The organism is Bacteroides stercoris ATCC 43183, assembly GCF_025147325.1.
In the GTDB taxonomy this organism is placed as follows: Bacteria; Bacteroidota; Bacteroidia; order Bacteroidales; family Bacteroidaceae; genus Bacteroides; species Bacteroides stercoris.
This window is the reverse complement of sequence record NZ_CP102262.1, coordinates 561,921-578,045: the sequence shown is the minus strand read 5'-3', so window position 1 is coordinate 578,045 and position 16,125 is coordinate 561,921. Positions and strand designations below refer to the sequence as shown.

Below are 16,125 nucleotides of genomic sequence, written 5' to 3'. Positions count from 1 at the left end.
AAAACATAACAGGGTTGTGGCGGCTGGTGCCCTTTTGTCTGCTAATGCGAATAATGGTGCGAATGCGGGTTTCGGTTATCTGAATGCGAATAATCGTTCCTCGTATGCGAATGCGAACAATGGGTTCCGCTTTTACCGTGGTTTCAACTTATAACTGTTGCTGCCACGCCCTTACCTCACAGGGACTATCGGCACGTCTGATAGTTGGTAAAATAATATGGATTAGGACGGTGCAAGTAAGTAATTGAAAGCTCTGTTTTAGAACAACGGCACAAATGGGTGTAGTAAAGACTGAATACGGGTTATGTTATACGGCTGATACCTGCTTTTATCAATACTCGGATTTTGAGGATTGCGGTTTATATGTCGGTGATACAGGAAAGATATTCATTTCCCAAGCTAAGAAGATTAAGAATGTTTATCACCTGATATATGAATGCTCCAACCTCATACGGGCGCAATATAAGGCACAGCAAGGCAAAGGAGAGCGTACCGAAATATCCAAGTTCAATGAGAACATTTTGGAAAATTTGGATAGCTTGTACTGGGACTTGCGCAATGAAACTTATACCCCCGGTGAATATCGGATTAAGGTTATATATGAGCCGAAAGAAAGGGTGATTATGATTGCCCCGTTCTTCCCGGACAGGATAGTACACCATTGCATTATCAATGTGTTGGGGCGTTACTGGACTAACTTCTTCATTGCGAATACATACGCTTGTATCAAAGGGCGTGATATTCATAAATGTATGGAGGATGTGCATACGGCTTTAATCATAGACAGAAAAGGTACAAGGTTCTGTTTGAAGATTGACATCAAGAAGTTCTATGATAACATAGACCACGCAGCATTGAAAAGGATAATCCGCTACACTATAGTGGATGAACAACTGTTAAGGCTGTTGGATAAGATAATAGATAGTAACGGTAAAGACAAGGGGCTGCCAATAGGCAATTTCACAAGTCAATATTTGGCTAATCTCTATTTAGCATATTTCGACCATTGGGTTAAAGAAGAACTGGCTAAGATAGTGATGAAGCGTTTTGGGGTGAAAATCTACTACTATCGCTATATGGATGATATGGTGATACTATGCGCTGACAAAGAGGCACTGCATTTCGTACTCGACATGATGGGGCTTTACTTGGGTGGCGAATTGAAAGTAGAGATTAAAAGTAACTGGCAGATATTCCCGGTTGATGCTCGTAGCATTGATTATGTGGGATTCAAACAAAACCATTACGGCATATTGCTAAGAAGCGGTATTCTGAAAAGGTTTTATAAGAAATTCCATCGCACCATCAATAAATACGAAATCAAAGATGAAACGGATATTAAACACTTCTTCCCATCTGAATATGGCTGGATAATCAGGTGCTCGGAGGAACACAGTAAATTCATTTTTAATAATTGTTTGAACGATGGAAGCAAATGTTTTGACTACAGGGCTGCTGGCTAAGACTAAGCCGGAGGTGATAGATTCTCTTAATAACGGGCAGGGAACGTTCCTTTATAACCATAACATCAAAGAGGTTAAGGTTATTGCAGACAAAGAGGGTGGCATTGAGATTACGACTGATGCGGAACGTGCCACAGGCACGATGTTCCAATATGACAGCGTGAGGGTGGAATATCCAAAAACGGCTGATAATATTTTCAGCACGTTGCTTACTGCAAGATACCCGGCTAAGACAGAAAGTAAGCTGGTAAACGAATATCAGTCTGCCATGCTGGGCTTACTTGCCGAAAGTGCGAAAGCCCCCTATGAGGACTTTTTGAAAGACCGTTTGGCTATCCGTAAAATGGTGGATGCCGATTGTGAAACCTATAACATACCGATGGACTTATGAACGAAGTAATGGACTTTGAGGAAACCGAATCCTTGAATGAAGATATTTTCGATTGTGAATACACCTCAGTAGATGCCGTGATTAATGAGGTCACGGTGTTTACGGGGTGTAAGGAAAGATAGACAGAGAACGGAACGAGAACACTTATCGCCTATGGCGAGGGTATCGGTGCATCCGCTTTCTATACTGACAGCAAGAAGTTGAAAGATGTTGTTTTAGACCCGAAGCGCAAATATCCGTTTCGTGCCGTTATCAAAGTGGTACGCTATGGAACGATGTACGGGTTTAAGTTCTTTCCACCGAATACTCCAATCACGCAGGAGGATAGAGATAACTTTGAGTATTACAAGCGAAACAAGTATAAGAAAAACCGATGATGGAAGAAAGTTTGAAAGTGGCACAAGGCATAAGCGATTTTGGCTTTATGGTGATAGTGTGCGCTGTGTTCCTCTGTTTGGCGGCTGCACTTATGATAGCTTGTTTCAAATGGTTCAAGTCTATCATTAACGGCATGATTAAAGGCAATCAGTCTATGGTAGCCGAACTTCTGACGGAAACCAAGAATCAGAATGATATGCTTACGGATATTGCGGAGGGGTTGCGCCCGGAAACACAGCTAAGGATAAAGAATACTTCGGGTATATACTTTGACCTTGCTATAGAAAGGGTGTGCCGGATTATTCGGAAAGTGAGAGAGGAAAACCACATAGCCGACCATGAGGCTACAAAGGTTAAGATACACACCTTGATAATGAACTTGCACGAAGATAGGAATAGCAGGTTTGACTACTATACCTATCGGGGCAAACGCTTATCCAGCTACACGTCCCCCGAATGGATTGAGTGGGTGGAGCAATGCGTATGGAGTGAGGTATATGCAGAAAGCGTGAATAACGGCAGGACTTATACCAATGTACAGACGGTTTATGACCGTATAAAAATAGATTTTTACCATAAATTGAATCAAGAATGAAGATACTTATAGACAATGGGCATGGAGAAAATACACCGGGTAAACGCAGCCCGGATGGAACTTTCAGAGAGTATGCCTATACGAGAGAAATTGCGGATGAAGTCGTGCGTGAACTGGCTAAACGTGGCTATGTAGCGGAACGCATTGTTAAGGAGAACTTGGACGTGCCTTTGGCTGAACGTGCAAGGCGTGTGAACGAGGTTTGCGCCCGATACGGGGCTAATAACGTGTTGCTTGTTTCCATCCACTGCAATGCTGCCGGGAATGGCGAATGGATGAATGCCCGTGGATGGTCTGCCTATACCACTAAGGGCAAAACGAAAGCTGACGAACTGGCAAACCGAATGTATGATGCTGCCGCTTGCTTTATTACCGGGCAAAAGATTAGGCGTGACTATTCGGATGGCGACCCGGATTGGGAGGAAAATTTCTACATCCTTTCCAAGACGAAATGCCCGGCTGTATTGACGGAGAATTTCTTCATGGATAACAAGGAAGATATTGCTTACCTTACATCTATGGAGGGGAAACAAAACATTGTGAACACCCACGTAGAGGGTATAATCCAATACATCAAGGAATATGAGAAATAAAGCGTTTTTGATATTAATCGCCCTCTGTGGGCTTTTGATGGCGGCTACCTTTGGGCTATGGGCTTATTGTTCCAAGTTGAAATCAGAAAAGGAAAGGTTGGATGGCAACCAAACCGCCTTGTTGGAGAAAGTCGAATTTTACCAAACAGAATCCGGGAAATCCGCTGCCTCTGTACAGGCATTGACTTTATCCAAGTCTGAGGTGGAAAAGCATTGTGCCGACTTGACGAATACCGTTAAGGAACTTGACTTGAAAGTGAAGAGGTTGCAAGCAGCTTCCACGACTGCAACAAAAACGGAGGTAGAGGTACAAACCATAGTTAAGGATAGCATTATATACCGTGATACATCCTATCTTAAGGTCCAAGAAATACGATGGAAAGACCCGTGGATAAATGTTGATGGCTTAATCATGCCTGATAAGAAACTGGATTTACGCATACAATCTGTAGATACTCTATTCCAAGTAGTGCATAGAGTACCTAAGCAATGGTTGTTTTTCCGATGGGGAACAAAGGCTATTAGGCAAGAAGTTGTAAGTAGCAATCCGCATACAAAAATAGTGTATTCGGAATATATAGAATTGAAGAAAAGAAATGATTAGGTGTTAGTAACAGAGTAGAACTTTTGTTCTGAGCCGGGTTCGCTGTGAAGTGCGCCCGGTTTTTCTTTGCCCTTTGGAATAAAAGTCATATCTTTGCAGTACCGATTCTGAAAATCGGTGTTGCATTGTACCCCTGTATTCTTCTTTTGGAGAGGCAGGGGTATTCAACAAAAATACAAAAGTTCTACTATAGTTCTACGAAAAATTGAAATAACCTCGCAAGTAATTGATACTCAAAGTTAGGTTAGAAGTTTCCTAAACTTTAGATAGGGGTTCGATTCCCCTCGGAGCTACGAAAGGATGTCTGTTATGATACGGACGTCCTTTTTTTGTGTGCGGAACTTCCTGCTGCTGTAGAGGAGTATCCGTAAAATTCTGTAGAAAAGAGAAAGAGGAAACCCCGTTACACCGGGATTTCCTCTTTCTCTTATTTTTATCCTATTTATATAATAGGAATTATTTTGCTTCTTCAACAGCTACTGCCTGTTCTGTATCTTTTTTGTTCTTCATCAGCATGTAAGCGATAGGAGATGCAACGAACAGAGAAGACAGTGTACCGAATACAACACCCAGAATCATGGCGAATGCGAAGCTGCGGATGGAATCACCACCGAGGATGAAGATACACAGCAATACAATCAACGTACTCAGTGAGGTATTGATAGTACGTGCCAGAGTCGTGTTCAGTGAATCGTTGAACAATACTTTCTTGTTGCGTTTCGGATAGAGACCGAAGAACTCGCGTACACGGTCGAAGATTACCACCTTATCGTTGATTGAGTAACCGATAGCCGTCAGGATAGCACCGATAAACGTCTGGTCGATTTCCAAAGAGAACGGCAGGATGCCCCAGAACATGGAGTAGGCGCCCAAAATGATAATCGTGTCGCAGGCCAGTGCACATACGGAACCGATAGAGTAGGCAATGTTGCGGAAACGGAGCAGGATGTACAGACCGATAGCAATCAGTGCCAATACAACAGACCAGATAGCGGATACCTTGATGTCGTCTGCGATACTCGGACCTACTTTCTGTGAGCTGATGATACTGCCGCCCGTATGGTTCTCACGGTCGATGAAGGTTTCCAGCGTGATATTCTGGGTCAGCAACGGCTTCAGGGTCTCGTACAGGTATGCTTCGATTTCGGAGTCGATGTTGTTACCTTCTTCTTCGATACGGTAGTTGGTACTGATACGTACGGTCTTGCCGTCAGCACCGATAGCGATGACACTGACATTGGCATCACCGAACTTGCTGGAAATCAATTCGCGTACCTGTTCGGGTTCTACCTTGTTCTCAAACTGTACCTTGAAGTTACGTCCACCGGTGAAGTCGATGCTCTGGCTCAAACCGCGGATGCTGAGGAAGCCGATGCAAACTACAACCGCTACACCTGCCAGCGTCATCCAGAGTTTATTTCTGCCCATGAAGTCGAAGTGTACATTCGCCATCAGGTTCTTGGAGATTCCCGTAGAGAATGTCAGGTTCAGCAACTTGTCTTTGTTCATGAAGTGCTCGTAGAACAAACGTGTCATGAACACAGCAGTAAAGAATGAAATCAGGATACCGATAATCAGTGTCGTGGCGAAACCGCGGATAGGACCGGTACCGAAGTTGAACAGGATGATACCTGTGATGATAGATGTCAGGTTAGAGTCGAAGATTGCGGAGAAAGCATTGGAGTAACCGTCGGCAAGTGCTTTCTTGACACCTTTACCTGCACGCAACTCTTCTTTGGTACGTTCGTAAATCAATACGTTGGCATCCACAGCCATACCGAGCGACAGTACCATACCGGCAATACCGGACATTGTCAGAGCTGCCTGGAAGGATGAGAGGATACCCAGCGTGAAGAACAAGTTCAATATCAGAGCGCCGTTGGCAACCATACCCGGGATGAAGCCGTACATGGAGCACATGTAAATCATCAACAGAATCAATGCCACAACGAATGACATGATACCGGCGTTGATGGATGCCTGTCCCAAAGACGGACCTACGATGTCTTCCTGTACGATGTGGGCAGGAGCCGGCATCTTACCTGATTTCAATACGTTTGCCAAGTCTTTTGCCTGTTCGGGAGTGAAGTGACCGGTGATTTGTGAGTTACCGCCGGTGATTTCCTGATTTACGTTCGGTGCGGAGTATACATAGCCGTCCAGTACAATGGCGATGGCTTTACCTACATTCTGTTTGGTGAGTTGTGCCCAACGGCGTGCACCGTCCGTATTCATAGACATACTTACGGCAGGTTTGCCATAGTGGTCGAATTCGTCTTTGGCGTTTACAACTACGTCACCTTCCAGCGGAGCGCGTCCGTTACGTTCGGTAGACTTGATGGCGTACAATTCGAAAGTCTGTGCTTTCGGGTCGTATTCAAAAGGAGAAACACCCCACTTCAGGCGCAGGTCTTTCGGCATTTCAGCCTGAATTTCCGGCATGGAGAGGTATTTGTTGATATCAGCGGTATCCTTGTAGTTTGCATAACCTACAACAGGGCCTTGACCGCTGGGATTTACCTGAAGAACTGCCAGCAGCGGATGTTCTTTCTTGATTTGCTCAAGGTCGGCAGCCTGTGTTTTGCTTTCACCTTTCAGTGCTGCGGCAAGGCTGTCGGTAGTGCTGGTAGCTTGCGCTACAGCGGGAGCTTCGGCAGCTACGCTGTCTGTTGCTTCTGCTGCGTCTTCTGTGGTAGCCAGGATTGCACGCAATTTGGCATCAGCCGATTGCAGGTACGAAGCAACGTCTTTTGCGTTGTATGTTTCCCAGAATTCCAGGTTGGCAGAACCTTGTAGCAATTTTCTTACACGTTCAGGCTCTTTGATACCCGGAAGTTCCACCATGATACGTCCCATTTTGTCTTCCAGACTCTGGATGTTGGGCTGAACCACACCGAAGCGGTCGATACGGGTACGGAGCACGTTGAATGAGTTGTCAACGGCTGCCTTTACTTCTTCGCGCAATACTTTTTCAACTTCTGCATCGGAAGATTTCTGGTTTACCTTGTCCTTTAGCTGTTGGGTAGCGAACAGTTGTGAGAGTGAAGCATCCGGAGCGATTCTGTGATACTCTCTGATGAACAACGTGATAACGTCGTCCTGGCTGGTAGTAGCCTGTTTTGCCGCAGTGGCCAGTGCCTGGTTGAATGCTTCGTCAGACTTGTTGTCCGCCAATGCCTTGATGACATCGGGTACCGACACTTCCAGGATGACGTTCATACCACCCTTCAAGTCCAAACCTAAACTGATCTCCATTTCACGACATTGTTTCAGCGTCCAATTGCCGAACCACACTTTCTCGTTTGACAGAGAATCGAGGTAGTCCTGTTCTACTTTCACATCGCCTTTTGCGAACTCTTTAGCCTTATGGGCGTAATGGCGGGTCACAAAAGAGAAGGAGAGATAGAACACACACACCAGTGTGAGCAATATCGCAAAAACCCTTACAAATCCTTTGTTTTGCATGTTACTTTTAGTTTATTATGATTACTTTTTAATTGATTTCTATTGTATATAAGGCTGCAAATATAGCTTTTTTTTCACAATTCTTACTTCATACCGCGATTTTTTAACATCGGCTCTAATTGCGGTTCTGACCCTCTGAAATTCTTGTAGAGTGTCATCGGGTCTTCGCTGTCTCCTTTTTCCAGCACATTGCGGCGGAAAAGATCGGCAGTTGCCTTGTCGAAAATGCCGTGTTCCTTGAATGCCTCAAAAGCATCGTTGTCCAGCACGTTTGCCCACAGATAGCTGTAATAGCCTGCGGCATAGCCGCCTATGATGTGATTGAAATAGGTGGTGCGGTAGCGGGGAGCTATTTCGGGGATTAAACCGAGTTGGTCCATAGCTTCTTTTTCATAGGCTACGACATCGATACCTTTCGTATCCGTCAGGTTGTGCAGGTTCATGTCGAGAATGGCGGCTGCCAGCAGCTCGGTGGTCATGAAACCCTGGTTGAAAGTCTTTTGTTTCAGTATCTTTTCGATGAGGCTGTCGGGGATGACTTCGCCGGTCTGGTAATGTCTGGCGTACATCTTCAATACCTCGGGTTCAGTGGCCCAATGTTCGTTGATTTGTGACGGAAGTTCTACGAAATCGCGCACTACATTCGTGCCGGAGACGCCCTGGTAGTTGCATTTGGTCAGCAGTCCGTGCAGTCCGTGGCCGAATTCATGGAAAAGGGTTTCCACTTCATCCATTGTGAGCAGGGAGGGGGTATCGCCAACGGGTTTGGTGAAGCTGGCTACGTTGCACACCAACGGACGGATGTCGCCTTTCTGTTCGCGGTAGTTGCTCATCCATGCTCCGCCGCTCTTGCCGGGACGCGGGAAGTAGTCTACGTAGAAGATGCCTAATTGCGAGCCGTCTGCATCTTTTACCTCGAAGACTTCTACATCGGGATGATAGACAGGGATATTGTTGAGTTTTGTCAGCGTAATGCCATAGAGTTTGTTGGCAACGGCAAAAGCGCCTTCGCGTACGTTCTCCAATTTGAAGTAGGGTTTGATCTGGTCCTCTTCGAGGTCATATTTTTCTTTGCGGAGCTTCTCGGTATAATACCACCAGTCCCAGGCTTCCAGCTTCTCGCCTTTGCCTTCTTTGTCCATCAGCTTCTGGAGTTCGGCAGCTTCGGCCTTGGCTTTAGGCAGGGCATAATTCCACAGGTTGTTCAGGAACTCCATTACTGTGGCCGAATTCTTTGCCATCGTATTGTCCAGTACGAAGTTGGAATAGCAGTCGAAGCCTAACAGGCGGGCTTTTTCGAGACGCAGACTGACGATGTCGGTAATGATTTTCTTGTTATCGTTCTTGTCGTTGTTGTTGCCGCGGTTGATGTAAGCTTTGTATATTTTCTCGCGCAACGGACGGTTGGCTGAATATTGCAGGAACGGGAGACGGCTGGCGTTGTGCAGCGTAAACAGCCATTTGCCTTCCTGTCCGGCAGCTTTTGCTTCTTCGGCAGCGCTTTGGCGGAACCATTCGGGAAGTCCGGCAAGGTCTTCCTGCTTGTCTACAAAGAGCATGAACTCATTGTTTTCGTTCAGGATATTGTTGCTGAAAGTGATGCCCAGCGTGGAGAGCTGCTTGTTTATCTCGCGCAGGCGGGCTTGCTTTTCGGCAGAAAGATTGGCGCCGGAACGTACGAAATCTTTGTATGTTTTGTCCAGAAGTCTTTGTTGCTCGGTGGTCAGGTTTAACGAATCCTTTTTCTGGTAAACGGCCTGTACTTTATTGAATAGCGCCTGGTTAAGCGATATATTGTCTCCATGTTCGGACAGTACCGGAGCGAGCTTTATGGAAAGTTCGTTCAGGGCGTCACTGGTCTCGGCATCCGTCATGTTGAAGAAGATGGCGCTTACCCGGTTGAGTATGGGTGAACTGTTGTCAAAAGCAACGATTACATTTTCAAAATCCGGCGCTTCGGTATTGTCGACAATAGCCCGGATATTGGCATTTTGCTCTTCTATTCCCTGAAGGAATGCCGGTTCGTAGTGTTCCAGCCTGATTTTGTCGAAAGGCGGAACACCGTTCGGGGTTTGAAACTCGGTGAGGAACGGATTGCTTTCCGTTTGGTTGGCACAGGAGTACATCATACAACTTGCAGCTAAAATTAGAATACTTCTTTTAAACATAAAGTCAGAGTATTAGATAATGAGTAGTTTATTGATAATTTCATCTTGGCAGGGAACGTCATTGCCGTTTGGCTATGTAGCACCATATCGGATAGTGATCGGACTCTCTTATGGAACGGTCTACCGTACAGTTGTACGACCGCAGGTTCTTGCTGATTAATATGTTGTCTATCCTAAAATAGAATTTGTTCTGGTTGTAGGAGATTCCCAGTCCGCGTCCCGACTGGGTGAAAGCATCATCCAGATTTTGCGCTATGACGCGGTGGGCGTATGAAATGGGAGTGTCGTTGAAATCTCCGCAGACGATGACGGACGGATGCCGGGAAGATGCTATCTCCCGTGCAATGGTGTCTGCCTGCGGGGCGCGGATGGCGGATGCTTCCGCCAGTTTATGCAGCAACAGCCGTGCGCCGCTTTTCACTTTTTCCGTTTCGGGAGCTTTCAATATTTCTTCGTAAATGTCTTTATCGGCCTTTGTCAGTTTGTTGGACTCCAAATGGTTGTTGATAAGGGTAATCGTATCTTCATTCAGTTTGAGTTCATACAGTACGGAACCGTTGTAGCTGCTTGCATAGTCCAGGACACGTGCGGATAGAATGGGAAATTTGGAGTAACATGCTATCCTGTTGGTATAGCCGTTGCCGCTGCCTACGACGTTGATACGGCGGTAGGGATAATCTTTCAACTCCCGTTCAATGTCTTTCTGCGTGAGGTGGCGGGGAGATTCGTCGGATGCATATTCCTGCAGGCATAGGATGTCGGCATTGCTCTCTTTCAGATAGGTGAGTATCGGATTCTTCCCGTCTTTTTTGTAAGCACCGTCAAAACCCATAATGTTGTAAGACAGGAGCTTTATGCTGCCTTCGGGAAGCTCGGTGGTGTGAAAATTAAGGGGCAGATAGGTCCGTAGCTGCGAGTAGCATAACAGAAGGCCGGTTAAAGGTAGCAAAGCTGTCTTGTATCGTTGTATAACCAGCCAGAAAATCAGAAAGCCGCCGTTGATAAGTGCAAAGACCGGAAAGGTCAGTCCGAGACAGGATTGTACCGGATGCGTTGCCGGTTGGATGTAAGGACTGTATGCCACCAACAGCAAAAGACCCGTGAATAAAGCATTGACCGCTACAATCAGCAGGGCGACAAAATTACCGAAATGCTTCATACATACATTATCGTTTACTTGCATCGAACAAGCTCTTCTTTTCTTCCGTTGTGAGACTTTCATATCCGGACTTCTTCAATTTGTCGAGGATACGGTCTATTTCATCGGATTGAGCTTTTTTTCGGGCGTTATAGTTATAATCTTTCTGTCTTTCGGTTCCATAATGGACCTTCATCTTGGGCTTGCGGGGCTTGAAGCTGAACAAGGCAGTGACAGCGTCCAGAGACTTGTTAATCCATGCAGTGATATCCGCGCCTTTGCTAAGGCTGGCTGCAAACCACAGACCTGCCAACGCTCCGCCTAAATGGGCGATATGTCCGCCGGCATTGCTGGAGGTGATAAACAACAGGTCTGTTACGATAACAATCAATGCCAGATATTTCAGGCGTACGGTTCCAAAAAGGAAAAGACGTATCGGGTAGTCAGGTTCCCGATAGGCGGTAGCCGCCACGATAGCGAGTACGGATGCCGATGCTCCCAGCATGAAAGAGTACTCCGTCATCGGACGGAAATAAGGGAAGATGTTGTAGGCGGTCATATAAAGCAGTCCGCCGCAGATTCCGCCTAAGATGTATACTCCCCGTAAGTGTCTGGCAGAGAAAAAGTTCAGGAATAAGGCACCGAACCAATACAGCCAAAGCATATTGAAAAGAATATGCAGGACTCCTGCGTGCATAAACATATACGTCAGGACAGACCAGGGCTGGATGATGAAGCGGGGCAGTGAAGCGGGCAGTTCCAGCCATTCGAACACTCCGCCGAGGCTCCGGTTGAAGAGCTGCAATATGACTCCTGTCAGTGTAGTGAAGATAAATACTCCTACATTGATATAAATCAGTTGGATGTAGATGTTTCCTCTACGGAACGATTCCTTTAAATCAGTTATAATAGTAGCCATTTCCTCTGTCCTTTTTTCTCCAGTACATTATTAGAATGAATCCGAATATCATACCGCCCAAATGTGCAAAGTGCGCCACATTGTCGCCCGGATTGTTGGCAAGTCCCGAGAATAATTCTATCAAGGCATATCCGATAACGAAATACTTGGCTTTGATAGGAAACGGTAGCGGAAAGACGAACATCGGTTGGTTGGGAAACAGCATGCCGAATCCCAGCAAGATGGCATATACGGCTCCGGACGCTCCGACGGTAGTCATCATGTTGAGATATTCTTCCATGGGGATGATGGAATACCCGGTATTGACACTGTCGTATGCGGAAAGCACCGTTTCGTAATGGATGTATTGTACAAGCTCCTGGATAAGCCCTGCACCGATGCCGCATGCGAGGTAGTAGAACAGGAAGCGTTTCGGCCCCCAGACCTGCTCGAGTATACGGCCGAACATCCAAACGGCAAACATGTTGAAGAACAGATGGGTAAATCCGCCGTGCATGAACATATAAGTAATCAACTGTGCTGCATTGAAATCTCCGGCAAGGAAAAAGTGCAGTCCCAGGTAGTTGTTTAAATCAATGCCGTAACTCTGTGCCACAATTGTGCCGAGAAACATCAGTACATTGATGATTAAAAGGTTTTTGGTTACTGTCGGTATAGTATTCATAATCTGTTTTTTTCGCTTTATTTGGCAAAAATACGAATAAATTCTGTTCTATAACAGAAAAAGGAACTCCTATTCTTTCTTTTTCTCTGTTTTCCGCCCTTTTTTTAATGTTTTTATTTGATATTCAGAATTTTTGCTCTATTTTTGTAGGAAGTAGCATTGGAATTTTTCTTTTGTGTAACAATTAATTAATCATTCGTATCACTACTGTCCCGTAAAAGTGGATAAATAGTTCTTTGAAATTATTGAAATATAGTCAATTACACGGTTTTTTGAAATGAAACGGACTTGATTTTGCAACTTTGCAGTCTAATACAAATGGCTGCTATGTTCCAAGACAAATACGTATTCTCTCAATTAACCGCTTTTCTGAACAGGACTCAGTTCAACAACTATGTTCGCAAGTATGATGGCAACAGATATGTGAAACATTTCACTTGCTGGAATCAGATGCTCGCGATGATGTTTGGACAACTGAGTAACCGTGAGAGCCTGCGAGACTTAGTCGTTGCTTTCGAGGCGCATAGGGCCAAGCAATATCATCTTGGTTTAGGTCGTGAACCGATAGCCAAGACAACTCTTGCGACAGCGAACCAGAACCGTGATTACAGAATCTTCGAAGACTTTGCATTCTATATGATGAAGGAAGCCTGCGAGAAGCGGACGACCAACATCCTTGACATTTCCGGAAAGAAATATGCGTTTGATTCAACAACGATTCCGTTGTGTCTTGCAACATTCCCATGGGCAAAGTTCCGAAGCAAGAAAGGAGGGGTGAAAGCTCATGTCTTATACGACATTGAAGCACAAGTTCCTGCCTTCTATACTGTAACTACTGCATCAAAGCATGATTCCACAGCAATGTCTTCAATCCATTATGAACCAAATGCTTATTATATATTCGACAGGGCTTATGACTCCTTTAAAGAACTCTATAGGATACATCTTACAGACTCTTTCTTTGTTGTCAGAGCCAAGACGAACTTAAAGTATAAGACAGTCAGATGGAAGCGAAGAATGCCAAAGAACATAATGACAGATGCGGAAGTGAAACTGACCGGATATCTCTCCGAGAAAAAATATCCTGAGTCATTCAGACTCGTCCGATATTACGACGAAGAGGATGACCGTGAGTTCACTTTTTTGACGAATGCAAAACAACTTTCTGCACTGGATGTCGCCGATCTTTATAAGAAAAGATGGTTAATCGAGCTGTTCTTCAAATGGCTCAAGCAGCATCTCAAGATAAAGAAATTCTGGGGCACAACAGAGAACGCTGTTCGCATACAAATCAGTGTGGCTATTATCACGTACTGTCTTGTGGCTATTGTCCAACATGATATGAAGTTGAAACGTTCAACCTATGAAGTTTTACAAATTCTCAGCATATCATTGACTGACAAAACCCACTTGCGTGACCTGTTCGACAAGACTAATTTCAATGATGTCAAAGATCTAAATGATCCCCTGATTCCGGGGCTTTTTGATTAATTGTTTAACTCGTCCCATTTTAACGGGACACTAATGCATTCGTATTATGAATAAGTCAGAACTTATTAGCGCAATGGCAGCGGAAGGCGGTTTGTCAAAGGCCGATTCAAAAAGAGCATTGGATGCATTTATTGCATCGGTAACAAAAGCATTAAAGGCAGGTGATAAAGTCGCATTGGTTGGCTTTGGCACTTTTTCTGTAATGGAGAGAGCCGGACGCATTGGCATCAATCCGGCAACAAAGAAACCTATTCAGATTGAGGCGAAAAAAGTCGCTAAGTTCAAACCGGGTTCGGAATTGACTATCGAATAAAATCAATCATAAATAAAACTTGAGAAAAGGAGGCGCATACAACGTCTCCTTTTTTATGGAATTAAAAATAGTTCGTATCTTTGTACGCAGAAAATACATTTGAATCATGAATATAGAACAGAAATTGGTAGCGTCCGTAATGAGCGGACTGAAAGCGCTGTACGGTCAGGATGTTCCGGCTGCACAGATACAGTTGCAGAAAACCAAGAAAGAATTTGAGGGACACCTTACCCTGGTCGTTTTCCCTTTTCTCCGTATGTCTAAAAAAGGACCGGAGCAGACCGCACAGGAGATTGGCGAATATCTGCAGGCAAACGAGCCGTCGGTATCGGCATTCAATGTTATCAAGGGCTTTTTGAACCTGACAATCGCTTCTTCGGCATGGATTGAGTTGCTGAATGGAATTCATGCGGATGCAAAGTACGGCATTGTTGCTGCAACCGATAACGCTCCGCTGGTGATGATCGAGTATTCTTCGCCCAATACGAATAAGCCGCTCCATTTGGGACATGTCCGTAATAATCTGTTGGGCAATGCGTTGGCGAATATCATCTCGGCCAATGGCAACAGGGTGGTTAAGACAAATATAGTGAACGACCGCGGTATTCATATCTGTAAGTCAATGTTGGCTTGGCAGAAGTACGGTAACGGTGAAACTCCCGAATCGTCCGGCAAGAAAGGCGACCATTTGATAGGTGACTATTATGTGGCTTTCGACAAGCATTATAAGGCTGAGGTAAAAGAGCTGATGGCGAAGTTCCAGAGTGAAGGCATGAGCGAAGAAGAGGCCAAGGCAAAAGCCGAAGCGGAATCTCCCTTGATGAAAGAAGCGCGTGAGATGCTGGTGAAGTGGGAAGCCGGCGACCCTGAGGTCCGTACTCTGTGGAAGAAGATGAATGATTGGGTATATGCAGGCTTCGATGAGACCTACCGTATGATGGGCGTTACGTTCGACAAGATTTACTACGAGTCGGAAACTTATCTGGAGGGCAAGGAGAAGGTTATGGAAGGTTTGGAGAAAGGCTTCTTCTACCGCAAAGAAGACGGTTCCGTATGGGCCGACCTGACCGGAGAGGGGCTCGACCACAAATTGCTTCTCCGTGCCGACGGCACTTCTGTTTATATGACCCAGGATATAGGTACGGCCAAATTGCGCTTTGCCGATTTCCCCATTGACAAGATGGTTTATGTGGTAGGCAACGAGCAGAACTACCATTTCCAGGTGCTTTCCATTCTGCTTGATAAGCTGGGCTTCGAATGGGGCAAAGGGTTGGTTCACTTCTCCTACGGTATGGTGGAACTGCCCGAAGGTAAGATGAAGAGCCGTGAGGGTACGGTTGTGGATGCCGATGACTTAATGGCTGAAATGATTAATACCGCTAAGGAAACTTCCGGAGAATTGGGCAAGCTGGATGGTCTGACCCAAGAGGAGGCTGATAATATTGCACGTATTGTCGGTTTAGGCGCATTGAAATATTTCATATTGAAGGTGGATGCCCGCAAGAATATGACGTTCAATCCGAAGGAATCCATTGATTTCAATGGTAATACAGGACCTTTCATCCAGTATACGTATGCCCGTATCCAGTCGGTTCTCCGTAAAGCGAAAGAAGCCGGTATTTCCGTTCCTGCACAACTTCCGGCCGGTATTGAATTGAGCGAGAAAGAGGAAGGCCTGATACAGATGGTTGCAGACTTTGCCGCTATTGTGAAGCAGGCGGGTGAGGATTATAGCCCTTCTTTGATTGCTAACTATACTTACGACCTCGTGAAGGAATACAACCAGTTCTATCATGACTTCAGCATATTGCGTGAGGAGAATGAGGCTGTGAAGATATTCCGTCTTGCCTTGTCCGAGAATGTAGCCAAGGTGGTACGTTTGGGAATGGGATTGCTTGGCATTGAGGTTCCCGACAGAATGTAATCGAGATATTTTATCATAT

General features: G+C 45.4%; 14 protein-coding genes. 9 read left to right on the top strand and 5 right to left on the bottom strand.

What is annotated here, in order from left to right:
- Window positions 1-275 precede the first annotated feature (275 nt).
- The 6 genes from NQ565_RS02380 (at window position 276) to NQ565_RS02355 (ending at window position 4,024) form a co-directional block, all read left to right on the top strand.
- On the top strand, window positions 276-1,463 hold the full coding sequence (locus NQ565_RS02380) for a reverse transcriptase/maturase family protein (RefSeq protein WP_005655397.1): 1,188 nt from the start codon (window positions 276-278) through the stop codon (window positions 1,461-1,463).
- Window positions 1,426-1,854, top strand: coding sequence for a hypothetical protein (locus NQ565_RS02375; RefSeq protein WP_005655395.1), 429 nt, complete (start codon window positions 1,426-1,428; stop codon window positions 1,852-1,854). Before NQ565_RS02380 ends, NQ565_RS02375 begins: the two co-directional genes overlap by 38 nt.
- Entirely contained in the window at window positions 1,851-1,976 is a 126-nt protein-coding gene (locus NQ565_RS02370; RefSeq protein ID WP_005655394.1) for a hypothetical protein, read from the top strand. Before NQ565_RS02375 ends, NQ565_RS02370 begins: the two co-directional genes overlap by 4 nt.
- A gap of 254 nt (window positions 1,977-2,230) precedes the next feature.
- Complete coding sequence (locus NQ565_RS02365; protein ID WP_040316008.1) at window positions 2,231-2,827, top strand: hypothetical protein; 597 nt, start codon at window positions 2,231-2,233, stop codon at window positions 2,825-2,827.
- Window positions 2,824-3,420: an N-acetylmuramoyl-L-alanine amidase gene (locus tag NQ565_RS02360; protein WP_005655389.1), complete on the top strand. Its 597-nt coding sequence runs from the start codon at window positions 2,824-2,826 to the stop codon at window positions 3,418-3,420. The genes NQ565_RS02365 and NQ565_RS02360 overlap by 4 nt, the downstream gene beginning before the upstream one ends.
- Window positions 3,410-4,024, top strand: a complete 615-nt coding sequence (locus NQ565_RS02355; protein ID WP_005655387.1) for a DUF6549 family protein — start codon at window positions 3,410-3,412, stop codon at window positions 4,022-4,024. Before NQ565_RS02360 ends, NQ565_RS02355 begins: the two co-directional genes overlap by 11 nt.
- Window positions 4,025-4,480: 456 nt before the next feature.
- Here NQ565_RS02355 and secDF read toward each other — a convergent pair whose 3' ends face one another.
- From secDF to NQ565_RS02330, 5 genes are all read right to left on the bottom strand, one after another.
- The gene (gene secDF, locus NQ565_RS02350; protein ID WP_005655384.1) at window positions 4,481-7,489 is read right to left on the bottom strand and encodes a protein translocase subunit SecDF; all 3,009 of its coding nucleotides are present in this window, start codon (window positions 7,487-7,489) and stop codon (window positions 4,481-4,483) included.
- An 83-nt stretch (window positions 7,490-7,572) separates the two neighbouring features.
- Complete coding sequence (locus tag NQ565_RS02345; protein WP_005655383.1) at window positions 7,573-9,657, bottom strand: M3 family metallopeptidase; 2,085 nt, start codon at window positions 9,655-9,657, stop codon at window positions 7,573-7,575.
- A gap of 58 nt (window positions 9,658-9,715) precedes the next feature.
- Entirely contained in the window at window positions 9,716-10,816 is a 1,101-nt protein-coding gene (locus NQ565_RS02340; RefSeq protein WP_040316005.1) for an endonuclease/exonuclease/phosphatase family protein, read from the bottom strand.
- Between the two features lie 7 nt (window positions 10,817-10,823).
- Window positions 10,824-11,714, bottom strand: coding sequence for a rhomboid family protein (locus tag NQ565_RS02335; protein WP_040315879.1), 891 nt, complete (start codon window positions 11,712-11,714; stop codon window positions 10,824-10,826).
- Complete coding sequence (locus tag NQ565_RS02330) at window positions 11,695-12,378, bottom strand: rhomboid family intramembrane serine protease (protein WP_005655379.1); 684 nt, start codon at window positions 12,376-12,378, stop codon at window positions 11,695-11,697. The genes NQ565_RS02335 and NQ565_RS02330 overlap by 20 nt, the downstream gene beginning before the upstream one ends.
- Before the next feature lie 327 nt (window positions 12,379-12,705).
- Between NQ565_RS02330 and NQ565_RS02325 the strand changes: the two genes are divergently transcribed.
- The 3 genes from NQ565_RS02325 to argS all read left to right on the top strand — a co-directional run bounded on the left by NQ565_RS02325 (window position 12,706) and on the right by argS (window position 16,106).
- Window positions 12,706-13,869, top strand: coding sequence for an IS4 family transposase (locus NQ565_RS02325; RefSeq protein ID WP_016660807.1), 1,164 nt, complete (start codon window positions 12,706-12,708; stop codon window positions 13,867-13,869).
- Window positions 13,870-13,915: 46 nt separating this feature from the next.
- Complete coding sequence (locus tag NQ565_RS02320; protein ID WP_005655377.1) at window positions 13,916-14,182, top strand: HU family DNA-binding protein; 267 nt, start codon at window positions 13,916-13,918, stop codon at window positions 14,180-14,182.
- A gap of 106 nt (window positions 14,183-14,288) precedes the next feature.
- Complete coding sequence (gene argS, locus NQ565_RS02315; RefSeq protein ID WP_005655375.1) at window positions 14,289-16,106, top strand: arginine--tRNA ligase; 1,818 nt, start codon at window positions 14,289-14,291, stop codon at window positions 16,104-16,106.
- The last annotated feature ends 19 nt before the right edge of the window (window positions 16,107-16,125 follow it).

Bases quoted from the DNA above. Each gene is read 5' to 3' on its own strand.
- NQ565_RS02380 (WP_005655397.1), top strand. From the start codon at position 276: ATGGGTGTAGTAAAGACTGAATACGGGTTATGTTATACGGCTGATACC.
- NQ565_RS02375 (WP_005655395.1), top strand. From the start codon at position 1,426: ATGGAAGCAAATGTTTTGACTACAGGGCTGCTGGCTAAGACTAAGCCG.
- NQ565_RS02370 (WP_005655394.1), top strand. From the start codon at position 1,851: ATGAACGAAGTAATGGACTTTGAGGAAACCGAATCCTTGAATGAAGAT.
- NQ565_RS02365 (WP_040316008.1), top strand. From the start codon at position 2,231: ATGGAAGAAAGTTTGAAAGTGGCACAAGGCATAAGCGATTTTGGCTTT.
- NQ565_RS02360 (WP_005655389.1), top strand. From the start codon at position 2,824: ATGAAGATACTTATAGACAATGGGCATGGAGAAAATACACCGGGTAAA.
- NQ565_RS02355 (WP_005655387.1), top strand. From the start codon at position 3,410: ATGAGAAATAAAGCGTTTTTGATATTAATCGCCCTCTGTGGGCTTTTG.
- secDF (WP_005655384.1), bottom strand. From the start codon at position 7,489: ATGCAAAACAAAGGATTTGTAAGGGTTTTTGCGATATTGCTCACACTG.
- NQ565_RS02345 (WP_005655383.1), bottom strand. From the start codon at position 9,657: ATGTTTAAAAGAAGTATTCTAATTTTAGCTGCAAGTTGTATGATGTAC.
- NQ565_RS02340 (WP_040316005.1), bottom strand. From the start codon at position 10,816: ATGAAGCATTTCGGTAATTTTGTCGCCCTGCTGATTGTAGCGGTCAAT.
- NQ565_RS02335 (WP_040315879.1), bottom strand. From the start codon at position 11,714: ATGGCTACTATTATAACTGATTTAAAGGAATCGTTCCGTAGAGGAAAC.
- NQ565_RS02330 (WP_005655379.1), bottom strand. From the start codon at position 12,378: ATGAATACTATACCGACAGTAACCAAAAACCTTTTAATCATCAATGTA.
- NQ565_RS02325 (WP_016660807.1), top strand. From the start codon at position 12,706: ATGTTCCAAGACAAATACGTATTCTCTCAATTAACCGCTTTTCTGAAC.
- NQ565_RS02320 (WP_005655377.1), top strand. From the start codon at position 13,916: ATGAATAAGTCAGAACTTATTAGCGCAATGGCAGCGGAAGGCGGTTTG.
- argS (WP_005655375.1), top strand. From the start codon at position 14,289: ATGAATATAGAACAGAAATTGGTAGCGTCCGTAATGAGCGGACTGAAA.